Source organism: Parafrankia sp. EUN1f, assembly GCF_000177675.1.
GTDB lineage: Bacteria > Actinomycetota > Actinomycetes > Frankiales > Frankiaceae > Parafrankia.
Window position 1 is genome coordinate 1 of sequence record NZ_ADGX01000090.1, and the last position, 23,798, is coordinate 23,798.

Here is a 23,798-nt window from a genome sequence, read left to right on the forward strand (position 1 = left end):
GGTGACCGAGCCCGGATCCGGATCTGGGCCCACCCTCCGGATCCCGCCGGCCGCGTTGCGATGCGGTTGGCCGTCGACACGGCCGACGATCACGTGCAGCTCACGTCGCATTCCCTGGAGTACACGGACCGCGACCACGACGACTCCCCCACCACCGCCCATGCCCCCACCGCCCACCCGGACCAGTGGTGCCCGGTTCGGCCGCTCCAGCCCACGGGGGCGTCCGGCGGGTCGCCCATCGTGCTCGACGACCTCGACCCGTTTCGGGAGCCAGGCGCGCTGGAGCCGGCCCGACGGCTGACCGCGGCGGAGTTCCGTCACTGGCGTGCCGTCTTCGACGAGGCCTGGCACCTGCTCGTCCGCGACCATCCGCACCGCGTCGACGGCGTCGCGGGTCTGCTGCGGTCGCTGGTGCCGCTGGCCGCTCCGGCCGGTGTGACGTCCATCAGCGCCAGCTCGCTCGAAGCCTTCGGTTCCGTGCTCCTGTCCACTCCAACCGACAGTGCGCAGCTGGCCGTCACGCTCATCCATGAGATCCAGCATTCGAAGCTGGCGGCCATCGACGACCTCTCACCGCTGGTGGCACGGCGCTCACCGGCGGTGCACTACGCGCCGTGGCGCCTCGACCCGCGCCCGGTCGAGGGGTTGCTGCACGGCGCCTTCGCCTTCGTCGCGGTCGCCGGCTACTGGTACGAACGGTCCCTGATCGACGAGGGCGGCCAAGCCCTCCTGGCCGCCTACCAGTTCGTCTGGTGCCGGGAGTCCGTCCGCGGTGTGGTGGTCACGCTGGAGGCGAACGAAACGCTCACCCCGGCGGGCCGGCGGCTGACCGCGGGGATCGCCGATCAGCTCCGCCGCTGGTCGGGCGCCGCCGTGCCAGAGCTGGCCCACCGGCTGGGCATGTTGGAGGTCGGCGACTGCCGTGTTCGATGGCGCCTGCGCAACCTGACGCCGGAGCCAGAAGTGATCTCATCGTGGGCTCGGGCGTGGCTGCGAGGTGACCCGTACCCGCCGTCGGGGCCACCGGTCTGCAGCGTGCGGGCCGGCACGCCGAGCGCCGCCGGGGGAAACCGGGTGGACGTCGCGCGCCGCCTGCTGGCGGGCGAGACCGTGGACGCGTCCGGCCGGGCCCGCGCCGACGTGCTCCTGCTGACCGGTCGGGCCGAGGAGGCCGCTGCCGAGTACCGGCGGGCGGTACGCGCCGACGGCAACGCGCTTGCCGCCTGGTCGGGGCTGATGCTGAGCCGGCTCGGCACCGGTGGGCGCTCCGCGCGCGGATACTCGACCCGGCCGGAGACCGTCCGGGCGCTGTGGCTGGCCATCAGGCGGGCGTCGGGAGACACCCCCGACCTCGATGCCCTCGCGGCCTGGATCGCCGACGTCGACGACGCGGATACCCGACGTTCCCGATCTCCCGCCGTGGAGCGACCTGGCCGAGCAGGTCGCGCGGTGGTCAACCCGCGGACCGCGTGACCGGTTCCGGCGCCTCCTCGCCGCCGATCCGACCGGCGAACGCCAGCATCAGGCGCGGGAACCGGGCAATCGCCTGGTTGCAGGCGAGGTGCAGGATGTTGATGGCCGCGATCGCCACGCCGACCACCCCGACAGCCGACGGAACGATCGGTTGGAAGGTCAGCGCGAGCACGATGCTGGTGATCCCGTTCTGCTGGGAGAGCGACAGGTACACCCGGTCGGTCGGCTGGAGGCCCCGGGTGAGGAGCAGCCCGACCAGAATCTGGGCGGCGAACGCCGCGACCCCCAGGGAGATACCGGCCGCGAGATCGATGTCCGCGCCACCCAGAAGGATGCCGAGCAGCACAGCCGCCGCCAGCAGCGCCGCCTGGACGGCCCGGTCGACCCAGCGGCCCCAGGCAGGCGACCTGGGCCGCAGGAAAAGGCCGGCGGCCGCCAGGCCGAACATCAGGAAGCGCCAGACGGCCACGGCATAGACGACGCCCACCGCGCCGATGATCATCCGGTCGTGGCCCGACCGGCGGTGGCGGACGATTCGAGCGAAGGTCCAGGCGCCGACCACCAGAGCACCGTTCACGACCAGATCGGCCGCGAGGGTGCCGAACCCGGCATCCGCCATGAGGCCCGCGTGGTTCGTGCCGCTGATCGCCATGGACGGCAGCACCGTCAGCAACACCAGCGTGGCGAGCACGGTGACCGGGTCGTCGAACGAGGACCACGCGATCAGCAACGACCGGGCCCGGCGGGACATGGGCGAGTTCTTCAGCAGTGCGGCGACCGAGAGCGGATCTATCTGCGCGATGATGCCGGCCAGGAGGAAGTACACCGGGTCACGAAAGACCAGCGCCAGAACGCAGCCGATCAGGAGGACCTTGAGAACGACGCCGACGGTCACCACGGAGACGATCAGGCGTGCGTCGCTCCTGGCCGCGCGGGGAATCGTCGACGTGGCGCCGTAGAGCCCCAGACCGAGCAATGCGGTGGTCAGGTATCCATAGGCCGCGGTGTCGACCATTCCCGCCGATCCGAGGACCCGCGACAGGGCGTAGCCGGCGCCGACGCAGAGCGGCAGGCGCACCGCGACCAGAGCTCGGCCGAGAAGGTCTGCGCCGCCACCCGACCGGAGGTGCCGGAGCATCATCACCACGGCGGCCACCGGTAGCCACACCGGACCACGACGGCAGCTCTGCCGATACCCCCGGCCCTCACCGGCCGCTCACCCTCCCTCTCCCTCGCCATGACAACGCTCGCCACGACAAGGCTCGCCATGACCAAGTCGGCTTCGAATCACGGCACCACAGCAGAACAACCAGGGGGATCATGAGAATGGGTACACCACTTCACTCCATTCTCGCTCCGTCAGCCGCAGTCGAATGCACAGCCGCCTCAGACACAGCCGCCGCCACAGGCGCAGGCTGACGCGACAACAGCCGATGATCGCCCCCGTCGATCGACAACAGCGTACCGTGCGGCCTGTCGCCGAAACACGCATGTCGACGGGTTGTGGGAATCTGTGACAATTCCGCGAGGCGGCCGGCGGATCACGCGTAATGCGGGTCGCCTGGTCCCGGTCCCGGTCCCGGTCATTCTGGCGGACTGCTGTGCAGCAGGCCGGTCTGGTACGCGATGACGACGAGCTGAGCCCGGTCGCGGGCGTCGAGTTTCGCCATTGCCCGGTGAACATGGGTGCGAGCGGTCAGCGGGCTTATGACGAGTTTGGCGGCTATCTCCTGGTTGGAGTGGCCTTCCGCGGCCAGGATCATGACCTCCCGTTCGCGGGCGGTGAGCGTGTCGAGGGCCGCGTGGCTCGCCGCCGCGGTGGCCGTGGGTTCGGGGATGGCGACGAACTGCGCGATGAGTGCACGGGTCGCCGCCGGGGACAGGAGCGCCTCGCCGGCCGCGACGGTGCGGACCGCGGCGAGGAGCCCGTCGGCTTCGACGTCCTTGCCGAGAAAGCCGCTCGCCCCGACACGCAGCGCCCGGGCGACATATTCGTCGATCTCGAAGGTCGTGAGAATGAGAACGCGGGTCGCGGCGAGCTCTTCGTCCCGGCAGATGGCCGCGGTGGCGGCCAGTCCGTCCATGCCGGGCATTCGGATGTCCATGACCACAACGTCCGGACGGTGCTCACGGGTGGCAACGACAGCTTCGTTCCCATTAGCCGCCTCAGCGACCACCGTCATGTCGTCACACGAATCGATCAGTATCCGGAATGTTGCTCGGAGGAGCGCCTGGTCGTCGGCGAGCAGTACGCGGATGGTCATCCCTGTTCCGTTTTCGTCGGTTTTCCGGGCCGGAGCGGCAGGACTGCGGTGACGTGGAATCCGAATTCGGGATGGCTGCCGGCGTCGAGGTGCCCACCGACAGAACTCGCCCGTTCGCGCATGCTGATCAGGCCGAACCCGCCGTCGGCACCCTCGCCGGGCCGGTGACCGGGCCTTTCGCCGGGCTTTTCACCGGGCTTTTCACCGGGCCCGCCACCGGGCCTGCCACTGCGACGGCGCCCGTCATCGGCACCATTTATGATCTTCAAGGTCAGGTCGCTCGGCGAGTAGGTGATGTCGACGTACGCGCTGCCGGTGGCCGCGTGCTTCGCCACGTTGGTGAGCGCTTCCTGCGCGATCCGGAAGGCCGTGAGGTCCACCGCCGGGGAGAGCGAAGGCGGGTCACCGCGGGTGGTGATGGTGACGGTGAGCCCCGCCGCGGCGAAGACACGGGCGAGCTCGGGGAGCTGAGCGAGCGATGGGGCGGGTTCCAGGGGTGCGTCCTGGTCGTCGCCGTCTCGCAGGAGGCCGACGGTGGCCTTGAGGTCACGCAACGCGGACGACGTGGTGGCGGTCAGGCTGGTGAGGATCTGTGCTGCCTGGTCGGGGCGGGTGCGAACGAGGTGTGCGGCGGTGCTCGCCTGAGCGTGGGCGAGGGTTACGTGGTGGGCGACGACGTCGTGCAGCTCGCGGGCGATCCGGGTGCGTTCGGCGGCCACCCGGCGGCGGGCCTCGGCCTCACGGGTGCGCTCCGCGTACTCGGCGCGGGCCCGGACGGCGTCGAGGTAGCCCTCCTTGGTGCGCTGTGCGTCACCGAGCGCGGCTGACATCAGGAGCCAGGCCGTCGGTCCGACGCTCTTGAGTGGCCAGCCGTAGCTGGCGGGATCTGCGACCAGTGCAGTCCCCACCACCAGGACGCACGCGGAGACGGCGAAGATCATGTTCGTCCGGCGGTCCGTGCGGGTGGCGAGCCAGTAGAGCGCGGCCATCACCGGAGCCAGCAACAGGGGGGTCAGCAGGTAGCCCAGCGCCGTCACCGCGACGGCGCAGACGATCGCCACCACGGCGGTGGTGCGGGGGTGGCTTTCATGCCAGAACAGGGCGGTGCAGGCGATGGCCGCGAGAACGACCGCGGGCACCCACCCGCCGATGGGGGCGTTGGCGGGCGGCGTGATTCTGCTGCCGGGACCGGAGGCGACGAACGCCCCGATCGCGATCACCACCGTGTCGCGGCGATGATTCCCGACCCACCGCCAGGTGGTGATCGTCATTGCTGGTTCCCGTCGAATGCTGGAGCCGTGCCACTCACCGTACGGGGTCGCCACCGTCCGAGGAACGCGCCATGCCTCCACGTTCCTCGGACGAGGGATGCTCATCGACCGGAGGCGGGTGCCCAGGAGGCGGACGCCGCCTCCACGCGACCGGGGTCCACGGAGATGGCGCCGTCCACCGCAGTGGACGGCACCGAGGCGCGCAGCCCGCTCAGCGCCTCGCCTTCGACGTCGACGCGGGGCAGCACCTTGTCGAGGCCGCGCGGGATCCACCAGGCCCGTTCACCGAGCAGCGCGAGGACGGCCGGCACGATCGTCATCCGGACGACGAAGGCATCGAGCAGGACAGCGGTGGCGAGGCCGAAGCCGACCATCTTGATCATCGGCTCGGTCGCACCGACGAATCCCGCGAAGACCGCCATCATGATCAGTGCCGCGGCGACCACGACCCGGGAGCTGTGCCCGAACCCGGAGACGATCGCGTGCCCGGCGTCATCGCCGTGGATGTAGGCCTCGCGCACGCGGGTGACGAGGAAGACCTCGTAGTCCATGGCGAGGCCGAAGACGATGCCCACCATGAAGATCGGCATCATGCTCATGATTGGTCCGGTCTGTTCGAGGCCGATGAGGCCCGCCATCCATCCCCACTGGAAGACCGCGACGACCGCGCCGAGAGCGGCCAGCACCGAGAGCAGGAATCCGCAGGCGGCCTTGAGTGGGACGAGCACCGACCGGAAGAGCGCCATCAGGAGCAGGAAGGCGAGGCCCACCACGACCGCGAGGTAGGGAACAAGCGCGTCCTGGACCTTCTGGGCCATGTCAATGTTGACCGCGGTGGTACCCGTGACCTGGAACGTCGCGCCGGTGGCGGACTCGACCGCGGATCGTTCGCCGCGGATGGCGTGGACGAGATCCGCGGTCGCCGCGTCGCTCGGGCCGGTCGCGGGGACGACGGTGAGCAGCGCGGCGTCGCCGGTGGGACTGGACCGGGCCGGTGAGACCGAGACGACCCCGGGCGTGCCGGCGAGGCGCTCGACCGTCGTGGCGATCGCCGCCGCCGGGTCGGCGGAAGCCGCCGTGTCGACGACGACGGTGAGCGGGCCGTTGAAACCCGCACCGAAGCCCCGGGCCAGGTCGTCGTAAGCGCGGCGTTCGGTGGTGGACGTGGGTTTCGCCTCGTCACCAGCGGTGCCCAGGCGCAGGTCGAGGGCCGGCAGCGCGATCGCGACCAGGGCGAGCACCGCGAAGGCGAGGATGGGCAGCGGGCGACGCAGGACCAGTCGGGCCCACCGGGTGCCCATCTTCGGCCCGCGCTGTCGTGCCTTCGCCCGTCCCCTGCGGGCGGCGCGTGGGAGCACCGCGCGCTGGAAGAAACCGAGCAGCGCCGGCACGAGGGTCAGCGCGATGAGGACGGCGACGACGACTGTTCCGGCGGCAGCCAGGCCCATCTTGGTCAGCGTCGGTATCCCGACGATGAACAGCCCGGCCAGGGCGATCACCACGGTGAGCCCGGCGAACACCACCGAGGAGCCGGCGGTGCCGGTGGCGATGGCCGCGGCCTCCGACGCCTCACGCCCGTGGGCCCGCTCCTCCCGGTAGCGGGAGACGATGAACACGGCATAGTCGATCCCGACCGCCAGGCCCAGCATCATCGCCAGCGTGCTGGTGGTCGAGGACAGGCCGAAGGTACTGGCCAGGGCCATGATCGAGAGCATGCCGACCCCGACTCCCACGACGGCGGTCAGCAGCGGCAGCCCGGCCGCCGCCAGCGATCCGAAGGTGACCAGCAGGACTATCGCGGCGAGCGCGATCCCGACCACCTCACCGATGCCGCCCGCCCCCGGCCGGGTGGTCAGCGCATTCCCGCCGATCTCGACGGTCAGACCGGCGGCCTGGCCGTCGGCGACCGCGCCCTTCAGGCTTTCCAGGGTGGCGTCGGTGAGGTCGTCGCTGGTCACGGTGTAGGAGACCGTCGCGTAGGCGGTCGCCGCGTCCTGGCTCACCGCGCCGCCCTGGAACGGATTCACCGCGGTGAGGACCTGCGGACCGGAGGCGGCCTGCGCGACGACCTTCTCGATCACGGCCCGGTTCTCGGCCGCGGTCAGCTTCTCCCCCGCCGAAGCGCCGAAGACGATGCGCGCGACCGCGCCGTCCACCCCGGAGCCGGGAAAACGCTCGTCCAGGAGGTCGAACGCCCGTTGGGATTCGGTTCCCGGAATGGAGAACTCGTCCTTTGGGGCGTCGGGGGCCTTCATCGCGGCGAAACCCATGGCCGCGAGAGCTGCGATCCACAGGAAAAGCACGTATCGGCGGCGCCGGAAGGACAACCGTCCCAGTCGATACAGAAGAGTCGCCACGGGGAAGTTCTCCACATCTTTTCGGGTACCCACAAGACTGCTCCGGCCCGGCGGGTCCCGTCGTCGTGCGCCTGCCGGCACTTACGGCTGCACGCGTACTGCACCTGCCGTAGCCGGAAGTGACTGCGCCCGGCCGATGCGAGAACAGGCTGTTCTGCCGCACAGTGGCCCTGGCCTGTTTCCGGCGCAGCCGGAATCCCGACCGGCGGTTCCTCACGCGAAATCCGGGACACCGCACGAAGCGAAGGGCACTCGGTGGATCACAGACCCGACGACGAAGTCCCCACAGGCTCAGGTGGGCAACAGCCGCCCGCCCACGCCGGGGCGGCATCGCTTGCCCACGCCGGGGCGGCATCGCTCGCCCCGCGGCGCCGGCGATGGTGGCCGCGGGACCGGCGGCCGCGGCGGCGACGCCGTACTCTCGCGTTCGGCGCGGTGGTCCTGCTCGTCGTCCTCATCGCGGGTGACCGGTTCGTGGTCTCGACCGCCGAAAGTGAGATGGCCACCCAGATCGAGGCGAGTGTCACCAGGAGCCTCGCCTGCGACGTCACTCCGCCGACGGTCCGCGACGTCAGTATCGGCGGATTTCCCTTCCTCACCCAGATTGCTTTCGGAAGGTTCAAGAACATCGGGTTGACCATCGACGGGGTACCAACGCCGGGCCCACGCATCTCCTCGGTCGAGGCGCACCTCAAAGGAATTCGCATTCCAGCCCGGAAGATGCTTTCCAATGATGTCGGCGAGATACCGGTCGACAACGTTGAGGCGACGGTACATCTCGACTACGCCGACGTGAACACGTTCCTGGCCGACCAGCCCGGAGATCTTCAGATCAATCCGGTGGACGGCGGGAAGAAGGTCGAGGTCGCCGGCCTGGCCGACGTACCGGTGCTCGGCGCCCAGGAGATCGGCGGGGTCATCGCGTTCGAGGTGCACGACAACAAGCTCACGCTGATCCCGTCCGAGATCGCCCTGCACGGGTCCATCAACGTGGACATCCCGGTGCCCGGCGGCCTCGGCGGGTTGCTCCCCGCCATCCCGATTCCGGTCGGCGCCCTGCCGTTCAACCTCACCGTTGTCGAGGCCTCCTCGGACGCCGCCGGCCTGTCGCTGACCGCGACCGCGCAGGACGTCGTCCTTCCCGAGACCGACACGGCGACCCGCCGGTGCCCCGCACCGAACAGCAGCGGGCCCTGAACCCGAGCTCCGAGGTGGCCGCCGCGATGGGCGGCGACCGGCTGCTGCCGGTGCCCGCCGCCCACGACGACAGTGTCGGGCGGCGATCGGGACGAGGTGCCCGGTGCCACCGCAGCGGCACCGGGGGAGCTCCTACCTCGTCCCGACCTCACCTCAGCCTTGGCCACCCAGCCTTGGCCACCTCAGCCTTGGCGTCGCCGGCGCGTGGCCTCGGCCACGCGGGGAGGCAGCGTCCGTCAGTAGTTGGGGTTGTTGGTGTCCGGGATCTGGATGGCGATCGGGAACTGGGCGCCGGACAGAAGCGTCAGGATGCCGATGCGCAGGATCTCGTCGAAGGCCCAGTAGACCGTCTGGAGCAGGCCGGGCGCCTTCTCCAGGCTCAGCAGGCCCTCGCGGACGGCGACGAAGGGCTTCCAGGCGACCTGGAAGGCCGTGTCCCAGAACAGGTTCCTCGGCAGCTTGAGCCAGTCAGCGATCTTGTCGCCCAGGAAGTAACGGGTGAGGGCGCACAGGATGGGCTTGCTGAGCAGGGAGCCGTCGATGAACGACGCGAGGTTGACCAGGATGTCGGCGAGCTTGATGCCCTCGGGGGTCGGGGCGAGGATCGGGGTGAGAACCTGCGCCGCCTGGGTGTTCGCCGTGGCCCAGGAGTTCGGGATGTACTCGTCGAGCACCCCGAGCATGTGGGCGGTGACCTGCCAGGAGTGCAGGAACCCCGCGGACTCGACGGCGTTGATCGGCACGCCCCACGCGTTCAGGTTCTGCATCACGGTGGTGGGCAGGCTGTGCCAGGTCACCATGATGTCGGCCTGGGAGATCGGGATGTCCTCCGAGGCGACGTTGTTCCAGGCCGCGAGCTGCGGCAGCAGGTGGCGCACGCCGGCGTGGGCCAGGCGCGTCTTGACGCAGGTCACGATCATCTCGCCGCTGGGGTCGAAGGCGTTGTTCGAGCCGACGTCGTAGCCCAGCTTGGCGGTCTTGGTGATGCGGTCCCGCATGTCCGCACCGCCCTTGGAGTAATAGACGGCCAGGGCCTCGCGCGGGATGACCGTGCTCATCATGCCGCTGACGAAGCCGTAGGTGACGCCCAGGTACAGGCCGCGCTTCTGGTTGAAGTTGACCGCGTCCTTGAGCTTGGCCGTGTCGGTCCACGTCGGCAGCTGGCGCGCGTGCTCCATGAAGTCACGCAGCTCCGTGGGCAGCCCGGCGGGCAGTGCCTGGCCGTTCTTCGTCCACGTCTTCAGCAGCTTGTTGACCGCGGTCGTCTGACCGCTGTCGATGATCCGGGCGACCACCGGGTCGGCCTCGGCATCCCAGACGTACTTCGGGTCCACGCCGACGCCGGCCCCGGCGACCGAGCCGTCGGACGACCACGACCACGCCGGAGTCGCCGCCGCCAGCGCCCCGGCAGCGCCTAACATGCCGCCGGTGACCAGTACCTGACGCCTGCTTCGCTCAACCATCTTCCGTCCTCCCCAGAGCCCGACGACCCAAGGGTGGATACAAAGAAACAAAATCCGATTCTCTGTATCAGGGCCGCCGCGCCCATGGGACCACATCAGCTATATGCGATACAAGGCTCCTTTTTCTTGCCCGACGCGACGAGATGGATCAAGAAACTCTGGAAAATAAGGCATATACCGGACATACTGACGATGTCGCACGCCACTCTCCGGGAGCGCGAGGCCGGCACGCGGCAAGGCAGCGGGCAACCACGGGCAGGAAGCGGCTAACGCGGAGGCTTGCGGGCAACCCGGCAGCCAGCTCAGCAAGGTGCCCGAAACCTTCCCCAGGCCCGTTCGGGCCACCGAGGACCACCCGACGCCGGCCTCTTCGGCAGCGCTCGGGTTCCGACGGCGCTCAGGCCAGGTCGAGGCCCAACATGCGGATGGCGTTGCCACGCACGATCTTGTGGACGGTCGCCGCGGGCAGGCCGGCCATCATCTCCTCGGCCACGCGCCGCGTGTCCGGCCAGGTCGAGTCGGTGTGCGGGTAGTCCGTCTCGAAGGTGACGTTGTCGACCCCGATGGCGTCCAGGGACGCCAGCCCGTGCCGGTCGCGGAAGAAGCAGCCGTACACCTGCCGCCGGAAGTAGCTCGACGGCGGCTCGGGCACGAGATGACGCACCCCGCCCCAGGCCCGATGTTCCCGCCAGACGTCGTCGGCGCGTTCAAGCGCATAGGGCAGCCAGCCGATCTGCCCCTCGGAATAGGCGAGGACCAGCTCGGGGAAGCGGACCAGCACGCCGGAGAACAGCCAGTCGGCCAGCGAGGCCATCGCGTTGTTGAAGCTCAGCGTCGCGGCGACCGCCGGCGGCGCGTCGGCGGAGGTGGCGGGCATCCGCGAGGACGAGCCGATGTGCATGCATACGACGGTCCCGGTGTCGACGCAGGCGGCGAGGAACGGCTCCCAGCTGCCGCTGTGGATGCTCGGCAGCCCCAGATGCGGCGGGATCTCGCTGAAGCAGACGGCCCGGCAGCCGCGCGCGGCGTTACGCCGGACCTCCGCCGCGGCGAGCTCCGCGTCCCACAGCGGAATCAGGCACAGCGGGATCAGCCGGCCGCCCGAGTCCGCGCACCACTCGTCGATCATCCAGTCGTTGTATGCCCGGACGCAGGCCAGCGCGAGGTCGGTGTCCCGCGCCTCGGCGAACGTCTGGCCGCAGAAGCGGGGAAAGGTGGGGAAGCACAGCGACGCCTCGACATGGTTGAGCTCCATGTCGGCGACCCGGGCGACCGGGTCGTAGCAGCCGGGACGCATCTCGTCGTAGGTGATCGGGGACATCGTCATGTCGTCGCGGTCGAAGCCGACCGCCGCGACGTGCCTTTTGTGGATGTAGACGAGGTCCTCGTACACCCAGCAGTCGGCCTGCGGGCCGTCGTCGTCGAACGCCTGCCGGTAGTTGCCGCCACCGATGTGCTCCATGCGCCCGATGCCGCGCCGCTGGACGCGGGGGCCGGCGTCGCGCAGCCGGGCGGGCAGCCAGCGTTGCCACAGGTGGGCCGGCTCCACGACGTGATCGTCGACGCTGATGATCCGCGGCAGCTCGCCGAAGGAGTGGGCGGGCTCGCCGAGGGAGCGGGCGGGCTCACGGAGGGAGCGGGCGGGCTCGCCGAGGGAGCGGGCGGGGCCCTCACCCGTGCGGTGCGCCGCGGGCGCCATGTGGTGCGAGTCCGTCTGGTGCGAGTCGGTCACGGGGGGATCCCTCCGGCTTGCACGGCGAGGAACTCATTCACGCTAACATCAGATCTGACGGTTCATCAGGAAACGAGGAAGCCGACACCCAGGGGGTCGCGGTGCCCGAGGCCAGCATGCCCGCCTACCGCCTCACCGACTGGCTCCAGCAGCCCACGCTCGTGGATATCGCGGTCCCGCGACCGGGCCCGGGGGAGGTCCTGGTGCGGGTCGCGGGCAACGGGCTGTGCCACTCGGATCTGACCATGCATCAGATCCCGGCGGAGATCGGGGCCACACTGGGCTGGCGGGTGCCGTTCACCCTCGGGCACGAGATCGCCGGCTGGATCGCCGACGCCGGCGACGAGGCAGCCGCGGCGACGGCCGCACCGGGCACGCCCGTCGTGCTGGTGTCACCGGCCTCCTGCGGGCGCTGCCGCTACTGCCTGCGCGGGCTGGACAGCGCCTGCCCCGACGGCCTGGCGGGCCGCGGCTACGGCCGGGACGGCGGGCTGGCCCCGTACGTGATCGCTCCGGCCGGGCGCGGAGTCGTCCCGCTGACCACGCTCGACCCGGTGGAGGCCGCACCGCTGACGGATGCCGGCGCCACCTCTTACCACGCGGTTCGCCGCGCACTCCCCCGGCTCGGCCCGGGATCATGGGCCGTGGTCCTCGGTGCCGGCGGACTCGGCGCGTTCGCCGTCCAGCACCTGAAGGCGCTCAGCGCCGCCCGAGTGGTGGCGGTGGACCGCGCCGCGGGGCGCCGCGTGCTCGCCCGCGAGCTGGGCGCCGACGAGGCCATCGACGGGATCACCTCAGCCACCACGCATGACCTTGCCGACGTGTGCGGCGCGCAGGCGGCGGATGTCGTCCTCGACTTCGTCGGGACCGACGCCAGCATCGCCACCGGCCTGCGCGCACTGGCCCCCGCGGGCGCCTTCGGCCTGGTCGGATCGGCCGGCGGCACCCTGCGGCGCGGCTGGTACGGAACCCTGCCCCGCGAGGCGGAGATCTTCACCTTCCAGGGGTCGACCGTCGCCGACCTCCAGGACGTGATCGCGCTCGCGGAGGCCGGCCGCATCCGCCCTCTCGTCGACCGGTTCGCCCTGGCCGACATCGACGAGGGCTACGCCGCCCTGGCTGCCGGCGCCCTACACGGCCGCGCCGTGGTCATCCCGCCCACCTGAACCGACGTTCCTGCTCGACAGCAGCACCAACCGGAAGCCGCGACTCGGAGAGCCACCGCCCGCCGCGCGGCGACCCACCGGGAATCCCGCGCCGCCGCACCGCGCCAGCATTTCACACCAATAGGCGCAAATGGGGCGGAGATTCGCTTGACGATCCGCAGGAATTGGGGATTTCGGTTGTTGCAGCAGCCGAAATCCTCAATTCTTGCTGGAAAGCAGCGGCGGCAGCGGAAGTCGAAGTCCGGTATTCCGCGACGGGCCGTTCCGGTGACCGGAACGGCCCGAGCCTTTCCCGACAGCGAATGATCAAGAGAAATCGACGGCGCAGGATTTGCGCGCCGGGGGGACCGATCGGCCGGTCGGGTCGACCTGGGCGTCCAACATCCCCACCCGCATGCGGTCGAGAAGCTCGGCGAGATGCCGGCGCTCGGCGGCCGTGAAGCCGTCGAGCGCCACGCCGATGTCGTGCAGGCCCACCTCGCGGACCGCGGCCAGCAGCGCCTCGCCGTGCTCGGTCGGGGCGAGCCGGGCCACCCGCCGGTCCGCGCCGTCCGCGGACCTGCTGACCAGGCGATGTTCCTCCAGCGGACGCAGCTGCCGGCTCACCGTCGACTGGTCGAGATCCAGCCAGCGGGCCAGGTCTGAGGACGTCGCGCTGCCGTGCCGGGCGATCCACCGCAGCAGGGTGAGGCTCGCGCCGGTGATCGGCGCGCCGGCGGCCCGCAGCATCCGCTCCCGCTGCCGCGGGCTGCGCGCGGCCAGCCCGACCAGCTCGATGAACTCGTGGATGCGGGCCAGGTCCTGGTCCGGCCCCTGATCCGCCACCGGCCCCTGATCCGGCTCCAGCCCCTGATCCGGCTTCTGGCTCGCATCCACGCAGCTCACGCCGTCGCTGTCGTCGCCGCGGTCGCTGCCGAGGCCGCCGGTCAGTCCTCCAGCACCGCCCCGAGCCGCTGGGTCGTCTCGATCCATTCCTCCACCATCTCGCGCATGACCTCGGCCGTCGGGCGCCGGCGGTCGAGGCTGCCCACGATCTGCCCGACGGGGAAGCCGCTCAGCGCCTTCGTTCCGGCGCGGGTCCAGCGCCGCGATGCCTCCCCCCACACAATGCCCTGCAGCGGCATCGGCAGGGTCTTCGGGGCGTCCTCGCGCTCCCATGCGTCCGTCCAGGCGCTGCGCAGCAGCCGGGCGGGCTTGCCCGTCATCGCGCGGGAACGCACCGTGTCCCGCGAGGTGGCCGCGAGCAGGTTCTCGACGATGGGCTCGGCGGTGTCGGCCTCGGTGACGGTGAGCCACACCGAGCCCGTCCAGGCGCCCTGGGCGCCGAGCGCGAGCGCGGCGGCGATCTGCCGGCCGCCGCCGATCCCGCCGGCGGCGAGCACCGGGACACCCGGCCCCACCGCGTCGACGACCTCGGGCACCAGGACCATCGTGCTGACCTCGCCGCAGTGCCCGCCCGCCTCGGTGCCCTGGGCGACGATGATGTCGACACCCATCTCGACCTGCTTGACGGCGTGCCGCTTCGCGCCGACGAGCGCGGCCACCAGCACACCCTGGGCGTGGGCACGGTCGATGACCTCCTTCGGCGGCGGCCCCAGCGCGTTGACCAGCAGTTTCACCGGATGCTTGAGGGACACCTCGACCTGCCCCGGCCCCTCCTGCTCGATGCCGAGCCCGGCCGCCTTCAGATCACCCCCGGCGGCCGCGTCCGCGGGCAGCGGCGGGACGTCGTGCTCGGCCAGGACGGACTCGGCGAAACGACGATGCTCGTCGGGCACCAGCTCGACCATCCTCTCCCTGGTGATCTCCGCTCCGCCTCCCTTCCCGACGTACGAGTTCGGCATGACGATGTCGACGCCGTAGGGCCGGCCGTCGACGTGCTCGTCGATCCAGGCCAGTTCGACCTCGAGCTCCTCGGGGTTGAAGGCGAGCGCCCCCAGCACCCCGAACCCACCCGCCCTGCTGACAGCCGCGACGACGTCCCGGCAGTGCGAGAAGGCGAAGATCGGGAACTCGATGCCGAGCAGGTCGCAGACAGGAGTACGGGCCATACGTCCTCCTCAGGAGAATTAACTTGCATGTATACAAGCATGTTTCTCGGACCAGTGGAAGGCCGCGAAATTTCGCCGCCTCGGCACGCGTCGTCAGCGGACCAGCCGACGTGATCCGCGGATTCTGGTCGTCCGGGAACGCGCGGCGGAGTCCCAGGCACCGGGCTGCTGCCGAGCAAGACCTGAGGACTCTGGTCGCGGCGACGACAAAAATGTGCACATCGTCGAGCCTCGACTTCGGACTTCCATTGCTACCAGGCAAGACCGGGTGATTCTGGTTGTTGGAACGACCAGAATCCGCCGATCTTCGGACGTCTCCCTGCAGAGCCGCCCGGCTCAGGCGGTCATGCCGCCGTCAACCGGGACGATCGTCCCGGTCATCAGGCTGGCCTCGGCGGATGCCAGGAAGGCGATGACGCGCGCGACGTCGTCCGGCTCACCGAAGCCCCCCGGCACCGTGAGCTTGCCGAGCAGCTTCATCGACGCCCCTTCGGGGGGCATGAAGCCGGCGATGATGTCGGTGTCGATGCCGCCGGGCGCCACCGCGTTCACCCGGATGTTCCTGCTGACGTACTCCCAGGCCAGCGCCTTGGTGAGCATGACGACGCCGCCCTTGGACGCGCAGTAGGCGGCGCTGTAGGGCTGGGCGCGCAGCCCGGCGCTGGACGCGACGTTGACGATGGTGCCGCCGTCACGAGCCAGGAAACCGGCCAGGCACGCCCGGCTCATCAGGAACGTTCCGGTGAGGTTGACGTCGATGATCCTGCGCCAGTCGGCGAGGGGCTGCTCCGCGGTGTGCGCGAACCAGCCGATCCCGGCGACGTTCGCGAGCACCCTGGGTGCGCCCAGGTCATCCTCGACGGCGCGGACGGCGGCCGCCACCGACTCCTCGTCGGAGACGTCGCAGGCGAAGGCGCGGGCCGCGCCGCCGGCCTCGACGATGCCGGCGGCGGTCTTCTCCGCCTGGTCGATCCGGACGTCCAGGCAGGCCACGGTCGCGCCGCGGGTGGCGAGCCGGTGCGCCGTCGCCGCGCCGATGCCGCGCGCCGCGCCGGTGACGATCGCCACCGCGCCATCGAAACCACCAGAGATACCGAAGCCAGCAGAACCGCCGGAGCCAGCCGAGCTACCGGGGCTGTCGGGGCTGTCGGGGCTCACTGACCACGCTCCGGCACGAAGCGGACCGGCATTTCCTTCACACCGTTGATGAAGTTCGATCGCAGGCGGCGGGCGGGCGCGATCGGCTCGATCCGGTCCAGCCGGGTGACCAGCGTTTCGAGCATCAGCTCGATCTCGCGCATCGCCAGGTGCTTTCCGAGGCAGAAGTGCGGGCCGCCGCCACCGAAGCCCACATGCGGGTTCGGGTCGCGGTCGATGTCGAAACGGTAGGGGTCGGCGAACACCGACTCGTCGTAGTTCGCCGACGAGTAGTACATGATCACCTTCTCGCCGGCGGCGATCGGCTGGCCGCCGAGCACCACGTCGGTCGTGGTCGTGCGGCGGAAGCCCATCACCGGGCTGACCCAGCGGACGATCTCGTCCGCCGCCCTGGTGAGCACCGCCGGGTCTGACCTGCCCGCCCTGAGCTTCTCCCACTGTTCAGGATGGTCCAGCAGCGCCTGCATGCCGCCGGAGATGGCATTTCGCGTGGTCTCGTTGCCGGCGACCATGAGCAGGATGAAGAACAGGTCGAACTCCATCTCGGACAGCTCGTGACCGTCCTCGTCGGCGGTGACGAGCTTGGTCAGGATGTCGTCGGCCGGGCAGCCGCGCCGCGCCGCGCCCAGCTCGTTCGCGTAGGCATACGCCTCCATGGCTGCGGCCTGCTGGTCGGCCGCGTCGGCGGACAGCTCGGGATCGTCGCTGGCCAGCATCCGGTTCGACCAGTTGAACAGCCGGTGTCTGTCCTCATGCGGGACGCCGATCAGCTCCGCGATCACGACGAGCGGCAGCTCCGCCGCGCAGATCCTCACGAAGTCGCCCTCGCCGGCCTCGATCGCGCGGTCGACGATCTTCTCGCAGGAGGTCCGGATCTTGTCGGCGAGGCGCCCGATCATGCGCGGGGTGAAGCCGCGGTTCACCAGGCTGCGCAGCCGGGTGTGCTCCGGCGGGTCCTGGTTGACCATCATGAGCTGCTGCTCGGCCAGGGCTTCCGAGGTGAGCTCGGGCAGCAGGCAGGTCTCCCGGTTGGACGAGAACTGGTCCGGGCTGCGGGAGATGTGCACGACGTCCGCGTGCCGGGTCACCGCCCAGAAGCCGGCCTCGCGCTCCGGGTCGCGGTGGTGGAACACCGGTGCCTGGGCCCGCAGGATCCTGAACTCGTCATGCGGCAGCCCCTGGACGTAGCGGCCGGGATCGTAGACATCGATCTGGTCGAGCGACATGTCGGGACCTCCGAGATCCGTCGCGTCCGCCAAGCTTAAAACTAGAACAGGTTCTCGCGTCTCGTTTCCTGACGCAATATCAGAAACCACATTGGGGGCCGGACGAGCCGAGCGGGTCAGCGAAGCTCGTCGACGTAGGCCTGCGTTCCGGGCAGGGTGGGGACGAACGGGGCGAGCAGCTCCAGCCGGCCGAGGCCCGACTTCTCCCAGTCCGCGGCGGCCGCGGTGAAGCCGGGCTCCCAGCACTCGGCCGGCGTCGTCTCGGTGAACCACAGCACGGTCAGGCGGCGCCCGAGACCGGCGACCTGGTCCACATAGGCCATCCGGTCCTCCGGCAGCGGCAGCGGGGTGAACAGCAGGCCCATCGCCGCCGCGCCACCGGGCGCGAGCACCCGCGGCGCGCGCTCGGCGCGCAGCCAGTCGACGAGGGCGGAGACGGCCGCGCCACCCACACCAGCCACATCACCCACACCAGCCGCGTCACCCGCACCGGCCGAGGCCTCATCCACCGCGGCCTCGCCCACCGCGGCCTCGCCCACCGCGGCCTCGCCCACCGCGTCGACGACCTCGACCACCAGGCCACCATACGGATGGTCCAGCGCGTGGATATCGCGCACACCGCCGCGGCCGTCGCGATACACCGCGCCGAGATAGTCCTGGAACGCGGTGAAGACGTGGTCACGCCGGTGGAAGATGCGTCCGTCGGCGTTGAGCCGCCGGTTCGTGGCGACGGTCCACCGCATGTGGTCGCGGTAGCGGCCGCGGGTCAGCCAGTAGACCGCGATGTACTTGCCGGCCTCCAGCGGCCGCGCGACGGCCGAGTCGGCCGGCTCGCGCAGCGCCTGCAGCGCCCTGGGCGCCACCCAGCGCCGGCCGGCGAACATCCAGGGCATCGCCATGGCACCCGCGTAGAAGTGATCGTCCTCGTACCAGCGGTTGTACTCGGCCTCCGCACCCGGATGCGGCTCCACCATCGTGATCAGCGCGGAGCCGATGGCGACGCCGTACGGGCCGGCGGCGGGAAGCACGGAGTACGGGCTGACGGAGTATGGGCTGTTGGAGTCGGGGCTGTCGACGGAATCTGCCACCGCGTCGTCCGGCACGGCTGAACTCCCTCCGCTCCGGGCGCACGTCGGCCCGGAACGCGGTCCACTCAAGCACGGAATCTGGTGACCCGTCAGAAAATCTTTGAATACACTCTGCTGCCATGATCGTTTCTCGCGGCCCGTCCGTCGTGCCCCGCGGGGCACTCGCCTTCGGGATCCAGCTGCCGATCCAGGCGCAGAGCAGCCTGTTCGCCGAGCCCTGGGAGGCCACGGCCACACCGGACGACCTCGCGGCGATCGCCCGCGCGGCGGACGAGCACGGCTTCTTCTACGTCGCGGTGTGCGACCACGTCGCGATCCCCCGCCAGCTCGCCGCCGCCATGGGCACCACCTGGTACGACTCCGTCGCGACCCTGAGCTGGCTGGCCGCGGCGACGACCCGGGTACGGCTGCTCAGCCACGTCTACAACCTCGCCTACCGGCACCCGCTGGTGACGGCGAAGGCCTTCGCGACCCTCGACCGCCTCTCCGCCGGCCGGGTCATCCTCGGGGTCGGCGCGGGGCATGTCGCGGACGAGTTCGCCGGCCTGGGGCTAAATTTCTCCCGTCGCGGGCGCATGCTCGACGACGCGATCGAGGTCGTCGACGCGGCCCTGCGCACCGAGTTCCCGACGGTCGCGAACGCCAGCTTCACCGTCGACGGGCAGCTCGGGCTCGCGCCCCGGCCGGTGCAGGACCCGCGCCCGCCGTTGTGGATCGGCGGCTCGTCGCCGGCGGCAGTGCGCCGGGCCGCGCGGCTCGGCGACGGGTGGTTACCCCAGGGCACCCCGCTCGACCAGCTGCCGCCGCTGGTCGAGCTGCTGCGCGCCGAACGCGCGGCGGCCGGCGTCGCCCAGCCCTGCGACATCGGCGCGATCACCGACTGGCTGCACCTCGGCCAGCCGACCTGGGACGTCGGTCGCCCCTGCCAGGCCGGGACGCCGGCGCGGATCGCCGAGCACCTGCGCCGCTACCGCGACGTCGGCGTCGACCACCTGCAGGTGCGGTTCCCCAGCCGCGGCCCGGCCGAGCTGATCGATCAGATCGCGGCCTTCGGCTCCGAGGTGGGGCCCCTGCTGGCCCCCTGACCATCGCCCCTGGCCGCCAACCCCCTGGCAGCCAGCCCCTGGCCGCCTGACCGCCGGCCCTCTGGCTGCTCACCCCCCGCCGCCGGCCGTCTGACCGCTGACCCCTGACACGCTCCCCGGCGTCAGAGCAGCTCGATGAGCTTCCGCAACGCTTCCGGGTCGCGCACGCCGCCGATCAGCAGGGTGTCGACGGGCGAGGCCCGCCACAGCTCGAGGCGCTCCCGGATCCGCGCCCAGGGCCCGACCAGCGCGATGCCGTCGGCGAGATCGTCCGGGACGGCCCGCACGGCGGCCTCCCGCTCCCCCGCGAGGAACAGCTGCTGCACCCGTGCGGCGGCGTCGGCGAAACCGAACCGCGACACGACGTCCACATGGAAGTTGACGTCCTTGGCGCCCATGCCGCCGAGGTAGAACGCCAGCGTCCATTTGATGCGCAGTAACGCCGCCTCGACGTCGTCGTCCACGACCACCGTCACCGGGCAGGCGATCGAGAAGTCGGCGGGCGCCCCGGCCAGCGCCGCCGCGTACGCCGCGGGCCCGCGCTCGGGGTGGTAGAAGATCGGCAGCCAGCCGTCGGCGATCTCGGCGGCCAGCGCCACGTTCCCCGGGCCCTCGGCGCCGAGGTAGACCGGGATCCGCGGCCGCAGCGGATGCGTGGTGATCTTCAGCGGCTTGCCGAGCCCGGTGACGCCCCGCGCCGGGCCCGAAGCCGCTGTCGCGGCCGCAGCCGACGACGGCAGGCCCGAGGCCGCAGCCGGCGCCGACGGAGACAGTGGCAGCGGATAGTGCGGCCCGTCGCTGGTGACCGGGGCATCGCGGCGCCACACCGCCCGCAGGATGTCGACGTACTCCCGGGTCCGGGCGAGCGGCCGGGCGAAGGGCTGCCCGTACCAGCCCTCGACCACCTGCGGGCCGGACACGCCGAGCCCCAGCAGGAACCGCCCGCCGGACAGGTGGTCCAGGGTCGCCGCGGTCATCGCGAGGCAGGCCGGCGTGCGGGCGGAAAGCTGTGCCAGCCCGGTGGCGAGGGTGATCCGGCTCGTCCGCGACCCCAGCCAGGCCAGCGGGCTGATCGCGTCGGAGCCGTAGGCCTCGGCCGTCCACACCGACGCGTAGCCGTACTCCTCGGCGGCGAGCGTCAGCTCGAGATGATCGTCCGGTGGCACCGCCGGCCAGTAGCCGAGCATCAGGCCGAGTGCCAGATCAGCGGTCACAACAGTCCTCCTGGATGGGTTCTGTCCTGGTTGCGCATGGATTGCCGCCTGCTCGGATGTCCGCACCCGGGTTCGGGCTGATCACAGGTACGCTCCGGTCCATGGCGTCACCGGCGGTTCCGCCCTCCGCGGACAGTGACGGGCTGGACAGGCCCGCCCAGCGAGCACGGCGGGAGCGGATTCTGGACGCCGCCGTCGCGCTCGGGTCCGAGGGCGGCTACGACGCCGTGCAGATGCGGGCGGTGGCGGAGCGCTCCGGCGTCGCGCTCGGGACGCTGTACCGCTACTTCCCGTCGAAGGTGCAACTGCTGGTGTCCGCGATGGCCCGCGAGATCGACGGCATCCGGCTGCCGTCCGCCGAGCGCATGGCGGGCCTCGCCCCGGCGGACCGGATCCTGACGGTCCTCAGCCGCGCCACCAAGGTCTTCCAGCGGGACCCGAACCTGGCCGGCGCGCTGGTCCGGGCGGTCATGTTCGCGGACGCGTCGGCCACCGCCGAGGTCGACCAGGTCACCCAGCGGATGAACTCGATCATCATTCGCATGATGCGCGGTGAGGACGGCGATCCGTCCCCGCGTGACATCGCGGTGGCGGGCCTGATCGCCAAGGTGTGGTTCGTCAGCGAGATCCAGTGGCTGTCCGGCCGCACCAAGGCCCGGCAGGTGATCGACGACCTGGAACTGGTCGTCCGCGAGCTCGTCCACTAGCACTGCCGCGCCTGGCGTTGCTACCGGACAAGCGTTGAGGATTTTGGTCGTGCCCGCAGCCAGAATCCTCAGGTCTTGCTCGGCAGCAGCCGCAGGACCCGCCGCTTCCTGAAGCCACCGCCCGAAACCCTGAGGATTTTGGTTGTGCCCGCAGCCAGAATCCTCGGGTCTTGCTCGGCAGCAGCGGCGGCCCGCGGCTCGGGATTCTGCTACCCGCTCGCCGACGACCAAAATCCTCAACTCCTCGACCGCGGCCGACTCCAATCGGGCCGACACCCCTGCCACCCGACACCCCTGCCACCCGAGGCCGCTGCCACCCGAGGCCGCTGCCACCCGAGGCCGCTGCCGCCCGGGGTCGCACCCCGGCCGCCGCGCGCCCTCACCGGGCCTGCGCACGTCCCCGTCCGCCACCGCTCCGATGAGAACGCGTTCTACCGCGATTCACAAGAACTCCTGATGGGTCATCAGATGATGATTGCCCGAAACTAGAACACGTACTAGTTTGGAGGACGCCGATCCGCTGGCGACAACCGAGAGGCATCCCATGCCGAATCCAGTGATCGTCGAGGCGACCCGCTCACCCATCGGCCGACGGCGCGGGGCGCTGGCGGGCGTCCATCCCGCTCACCTGCTCGGCCACACACAGCGCGCGGTCCTCGAACGCGCCGGCTTCGACCCCGCGAGCGTCGAGCAGGTCGTGGGGGGCTGCGTCACCCAGGCCGGCGAGCAGGCGTCGAACATCACCCGTTACGCCTGGCTGGCCAGCGAGCTGCCCACCACCACGGCCGCCACCACGGTCGACTGCCAGTGCGGCTCCTCGCAGCAGGCGGCCCACCTCGTCGCCGGGCTGGTCGCCACCGGCACGATCGACGCCGGCATCGCCTGCGGCGTCGAGGTCATGAGCCGGGTGGGCCTGGGCGCGGCGGTGCAGGGCGGCCCCGGAGTACCACGCCCGCCGGGTTGGGACAGCGGCCTGCCCGACCAGTTCACCGCGGCCGACCGCATCGCCCGCAGCGCCGGCGTCAGCCGCGCCGAGCTGGACGAGTTCGGCGCCCGTTCGCAGGCCCTCGCCGCCCGCGCGTGGGCCGAGGGCCGGTTCAAGGCCGAGGTGGCCCCGCTGGAGGCACCCGTGCTGGACGACGCGGGCAACACGACCGGCGAGTCGGTCACCGTCGACGTCGACGGCGGGCTGCGCGACACCTCCGTCGAGAACCTCGCCGCCCTGCGGCCCGTGCTGCCCGACGGCCTGCACACCGCGGGGACGTCGTCGCAGATCTCCGACGGCGCCGCCGCCCTGCTGATCATGGACGCCGACCGCGCGCGGGCGCTGGGGCTGCGGCCCCGGGCCCGGATCGTCGCCCAGGCCCTCGTCGGCGACGACCCGTACCTGCTGCTCAACGGCCCGATCGCCGCCAGCCGGCGGGTGCTCGACCGGGCCGGGATGTCCGTCGCCGACATCGACCGGTTCGAGGTCAACGAGGCGTTCGCGGCTGTCGTGCTCTCCTGGGCCCGGGCGCTGCGCCCCGACCTGGACCGGGTCAACGTCAACGGAGGCGCGATCGCGCTCGGCCATCCCGTCGGGTCCACCGGGTGCCGGCTGCTCACCACCGCGCTGCACGAGCTGGAACGCTCCGGCGGCACCACCGCCCTGGTGTCGATGTGCGCCGGCGGCGCGCTGGCCACCGGCACAATCATCGAACGGCTGTCGTGATGGACGTCCTGCTGTTCCTGTTCATGCGGCGCGCGGGCATGACGGTCGACGCCTTCCGCCGGTACTACCTCGACGTGCACGTGCCGCTGGCGATCCGGACGTCGACGGCGACCGGCCGGTATGTCGTCCGGCTGACCGAGGACGGGCACGGCCCCGTCTCCGTCGACGCCGTCACCGAGATCGTGACCCCCTCCGCCGACGTCTTCTTCGACCCCGACCGCGGCTTCACCTCGCCCGAGGACGCCGTCGAGGTCATCACCGACTCGCTGAACTTCCTCGCCCCCTTCCCGATCTACCAGGTCCGCCGCACCGTGCTGCGGGCCGCCGACCGATCCGGTGGCCTGGAGGAGCATGTGCCGGGCTCCCGCTCACCGGGGGTGACGCTGGCCCGGCTCGAGCTCGGTGACGGCGGCCCGGCCGGGCCGGTGCCGGACCCACCGGACGAACTCGTCCGGGACCACCTCAGATATGACGTCCTGAAAACGATCGGTGAAGGCCCTGATCTGCGTTCAGTCGATCTAGTGCACCTGCGGCCCGGCGCAGACGTGGACCGTTACGCCGCCGACTTCTACCTTCTGGGGGAGTACGTCCAGAAGGTTCGTTGACCCAGCGAGACAACCGCGCCGCGATTCGGC

General features: G+C 71.0%; 19 protein-coding genes. 7 read left to right on the forward strand and 12 right to left on the reverse strand.

The annotated features are described in order from the left end of the window. Window positions 1–1,473: HEXXH motif-containing putative peptide modification protein (locus tag FREUN1FDRAFT_RS40070; protein WP_232295375.1), on the forward strand; the 1,473-nt coding region annotated here is incomplete at its 5' end. Here the strand turns inward: FREUN1FDRAFT_RS40070 and FREUN1FDRAFT_RS24040 are convergent. From FREUN1FDRAFT_RS24040 to FREUN1FDRAFT_RS24055, 4 genes are all read right to left on the reverse strand, one after another. Beyond that, complete coding sequence (locus FREUN1FDRAFT_RS24040; protein ID WP_369809819.1) at window positions 1,454–2,614, reverse strand: hypothetical protein; 1,161 nt, start codon at window positions 2,612–2,614, stop codon at window positions 1,454–1,456. The genes FREUN1FDRAFT_RS40070 and FREUN1FDRAFT_RS24040 overlap by 20 nt on opposite strands. 442 nt (window positions 2,615–3,056) lie before the next feature. Continuing rightward, window positions 3,057–3,737 (reverse strand): response regulator transcription factor, encoded by a 681-nt coding sequence (locus FREUN1FDRAFT_RS24045; protein ID WP_006542826.1) that lies wholly within the window; start codon window positions 3,735–3,737, stop codon window positions 3,057–3,059. Then, window positions 3,734–5,008 carry a sensor histidine kinase gene (locus FREUN1FDRAFT_RS24050; RefSeq protein ID WP_006542827.1) on the reverse strand — a complete coding sequence of 425 codons (1,275 nt, stop codon included), beginning with the start codon at window positions 5,006–5,008 and terminating at the stop codon, window positions 3,734–3,736. Before FREUN1FDRAFT_RS24050 ends, FREUN1FDRAFT_RS24045 begins: the two co-directional genes overlap by 4 nt. Before the next feature lie 101 nt (window positions 5,009–5,109). After that, the gene (locus tag FREUN1FDRAFT_RS24055; protein ID WP_157475254.1) at window positions 5,110–7,365 is read right to left on the reverse strand and encodes an MMPL family transporter; all 2,256 of its coding nucleotides are present in this window, start codon (window positions 7,363–7,365) and stop codon (window positions 5,110–5,112) included. 255 nt (window positions 7,366–7,620) lie between these two features. Between FREUN1FDRAFT_RS24055 and FREUN1FDRAFT_RS24060 the strand changes: the two genes are divergently transcribed. After that, a complete protein-coding gene (locus FREUN1FDRAFT_RS24060) occupies window positions 7,621–8,562 on the forward strand; it encodes a DUF2993 domain-containing protein (RefSeq protein ID WP_063745344.1) in 942 nt (313 codons plus the stop codon). A 236-nt stretch (window positions 8,563–8,798) separates the two neighbouring features. Here the strand turns inward: FREUN1FDRAFT_RS24060 and FREUN1FDRAFT_RS24065 are convergent, their stop codons facing one another. Both FREUN1FDRAFT_RS24065 and FREUN1FDRAFT_RS24070 read right to left on the reverse strand, forming a co-directional pair. Next, a complete protein-coding gene (locus tag FREUN1FDRAFT_RS24065; RefSeq protein WP_006542830.1) occupies window positions 8,799–10,025 on the reverse strand; it encodes an oxygenase MpaB family protein in 1,227 nt (408 codons plus the stop codon). Between the two features lie 397 nt (window positions 10,026–10,422). Continuing rightward, window positions 10,423–11,757: an amidohydrolase family protein gene (locus FREUN1FDRAFT_RS24070; protein ID WP_006542831.1), complete on the reverse strand. Its 1,335-nt coding sequence runs from the start codon at window positions 11,755–11,757 to the stop codon at window positions 10,423–10,425. Between the two features lie 101 nt (window positions 11,758–11,858). On the opposite strand from FREUN1FDRAFT_RS24070, the gene FREUN1FDRAFT_RS24075 reads away from it, so the two are divergent. Continuing rightward, entirely contained in the window at window positions 11,859–12,923 is a 1,065-nt protein-coding gene (locus FREUN1FDRAFT_RS24075; protein ID WP_232295376.1) for an alcohol dehydrogenase catalytic domain-containing protein, read from the forward strand. 306 nt (window positions 12,924–13,229) lie between these two features. Here the strand turns inward: FREUN1FDRAFT_RS24075 and FREUN1FDRAFT_RS40075 are convergent, their stop codons facing one another. From FREUN1FDRAFT_RS40075 to FREUN1FDRAFT_RS24100, 5 genes are all read right to left on the reverse strand, one after another. Continuing rightward, on the reverse strand, window positions 13,230–13,895 hold the full coding sequence (locus FREUN1FDRAFT_RS40075; RefSeq protein ID WP_006542833.1) for a MarR family winged helix-turn-helix transcriptional regulator: 666 nt from the start codon (window positions 13,893–13,895) through the stop codon (window positions 13,230–13,232). Beyond that, the gene (locus tag FREUN1FDRAFT_RS24085; protein ID WP_006542834.1) at window positions 13,850–14,974 is read right to left on the reverse strand and encodes a nitronate monooxygenase; all 1,125 of its coding nucleotides are present in this window, start codon (window positions 14,972–14,974) and stop codon (window positions 13,850–13,852) included. Before FREUN1FDRAFT_RS24085 ends, FREUN1FDRAFT_RS40075 begins: the two co-directional genes overlap by 46 nt. Window positions 14,975–15,310: 336 nt before the next feature. Then, entirely contained in the window at window positions 15,311–16,132 is an 822-nt protein-coding gene (locus FREUN1FDRAFT_RS24090) for an SDR family NAD(P)-dependent oxidoreductase (protein WP_006542835.1), read from the reverse strand. Then, window positions 16,129–17,358 carry a cytochrome P450 gene (locus FREUN1FDRAFT_RS24095; RefSeq protein ID WP_006542836.1) on the reverse strand — a complete coding sequence of 410 codons (1,230 nt, stop codon included), beginning with the start codon at window positions 17,356–17,358 and terminating at the stop codon, window positions 16,129–16,131. Before FREUN1FDRAFT_RS24095 ends, FREUN1FDRAFT_RS24090 begins: the two co-directional genes overlap by 4 nt. Window positions 17,359–17,474: 116 nt before the next feature. Further along, window positions 17,475–18,461 (reverse strand): hypothetical protein, encoded by a 987-nt coding sequence (locus tag FREUN1FDRAFT_RS24100; RefSeq protein ID WP_006542837.1) that lies wholly within the window; start codon window positions 18,459–18,461, stop codon window positions 17,475–17,477. 104 nt (window positions 18,462–18,565) lie between these two features. Between FREUN1FDRAFT_RS24100 and FREUN1FDRAFT_RS24105 the strand changes: the two genes are divergently transcribed. Next, window positions 18,566–19,531: a TIGR03619 family F420-dependent LLM class oxidoreductase gene (locus tag FREUN1FDRAFT_RS24105; RefSeq protein WP_006542838.1), complete on the forward strand. Its 966-nt coding sequence runs from the start codon at window positions 18,566–18,568 to the stop codon at window positions 19,529–19,531. 122 nt (window positions 19,532–19,653) lie between these two features. On the opposite strand, the gene FREUN1FDRAFT_RS24110 is transcribed toward FREUN1FDRAFT_RS24105, so the two are convergent. Further along, on the reverse strand, window positions 19,654–20,745 hold the full coding sequence (locus FREUN1FDRAFT_RS24110; protein WP_006542839.1) for an LLM class flavin-dependent oxidoreductase: 1,092 nt from the start codon (window positions 20,743–20,745) through the stop codon (window positions 19,654–19,656). Window positions 20,746–20,846: 101 nt separating this feature from the next. Here FREUN1FDRAFT_RS24110 and FREUN1FDRAFT_RS24115 point away from each other — a divergent pair, with 101 nt between their 5' ends. From FREUN1FDRAFT_RS24115 to FREUN1FDRAFT_RS24125, 3 genes are all read left to right on the forward strand, one after another. Then, a complete protein-coding gene (locus tag FREUN1FDRAFT_RS24115; RefSeq protein ID WP_050796009.1) occupies window positions 20,847–21,452 on the forward strand; it encodes a TetR family transcriptional regulator in 606 nt (201 codons plus the stop codon). Window positions 21,453–21,996: 544 nt separating this feature from the next. Beyond that, complete coding sequence (locus FREUN1FDRAFT_RS24120) at window positions 21,997–23,163, forward strand: steroid 3-ketoacyl-CoA thiolase (RefSeq protein WP_006542841.1); 1,167 nt, start codon at window positions 21,997–21,999, stop codon at window positions 23,161–23,163. After that, the gene (locus FREUN1FDRAFT_RS24125) at window positions 23,163–23,768 is read left to right on the forward strand and encodes an EthD domain-containing protein (RefSeq protein WP_006542842.1); all 606 of its coding nucleotides are present in this window, start codon (window positions 23,163–23,165) and stop codon (window positions 23,766–23,768) included. Before FREUN1FDRAFT_RS24120 ends, FREUN1FDRAFT_RS24125 begins: the two co-directional genes overlap by 1 nt. The last annotated feature ends 30 nt before the right edge of the window (window positions 23,769–23,798 follow it).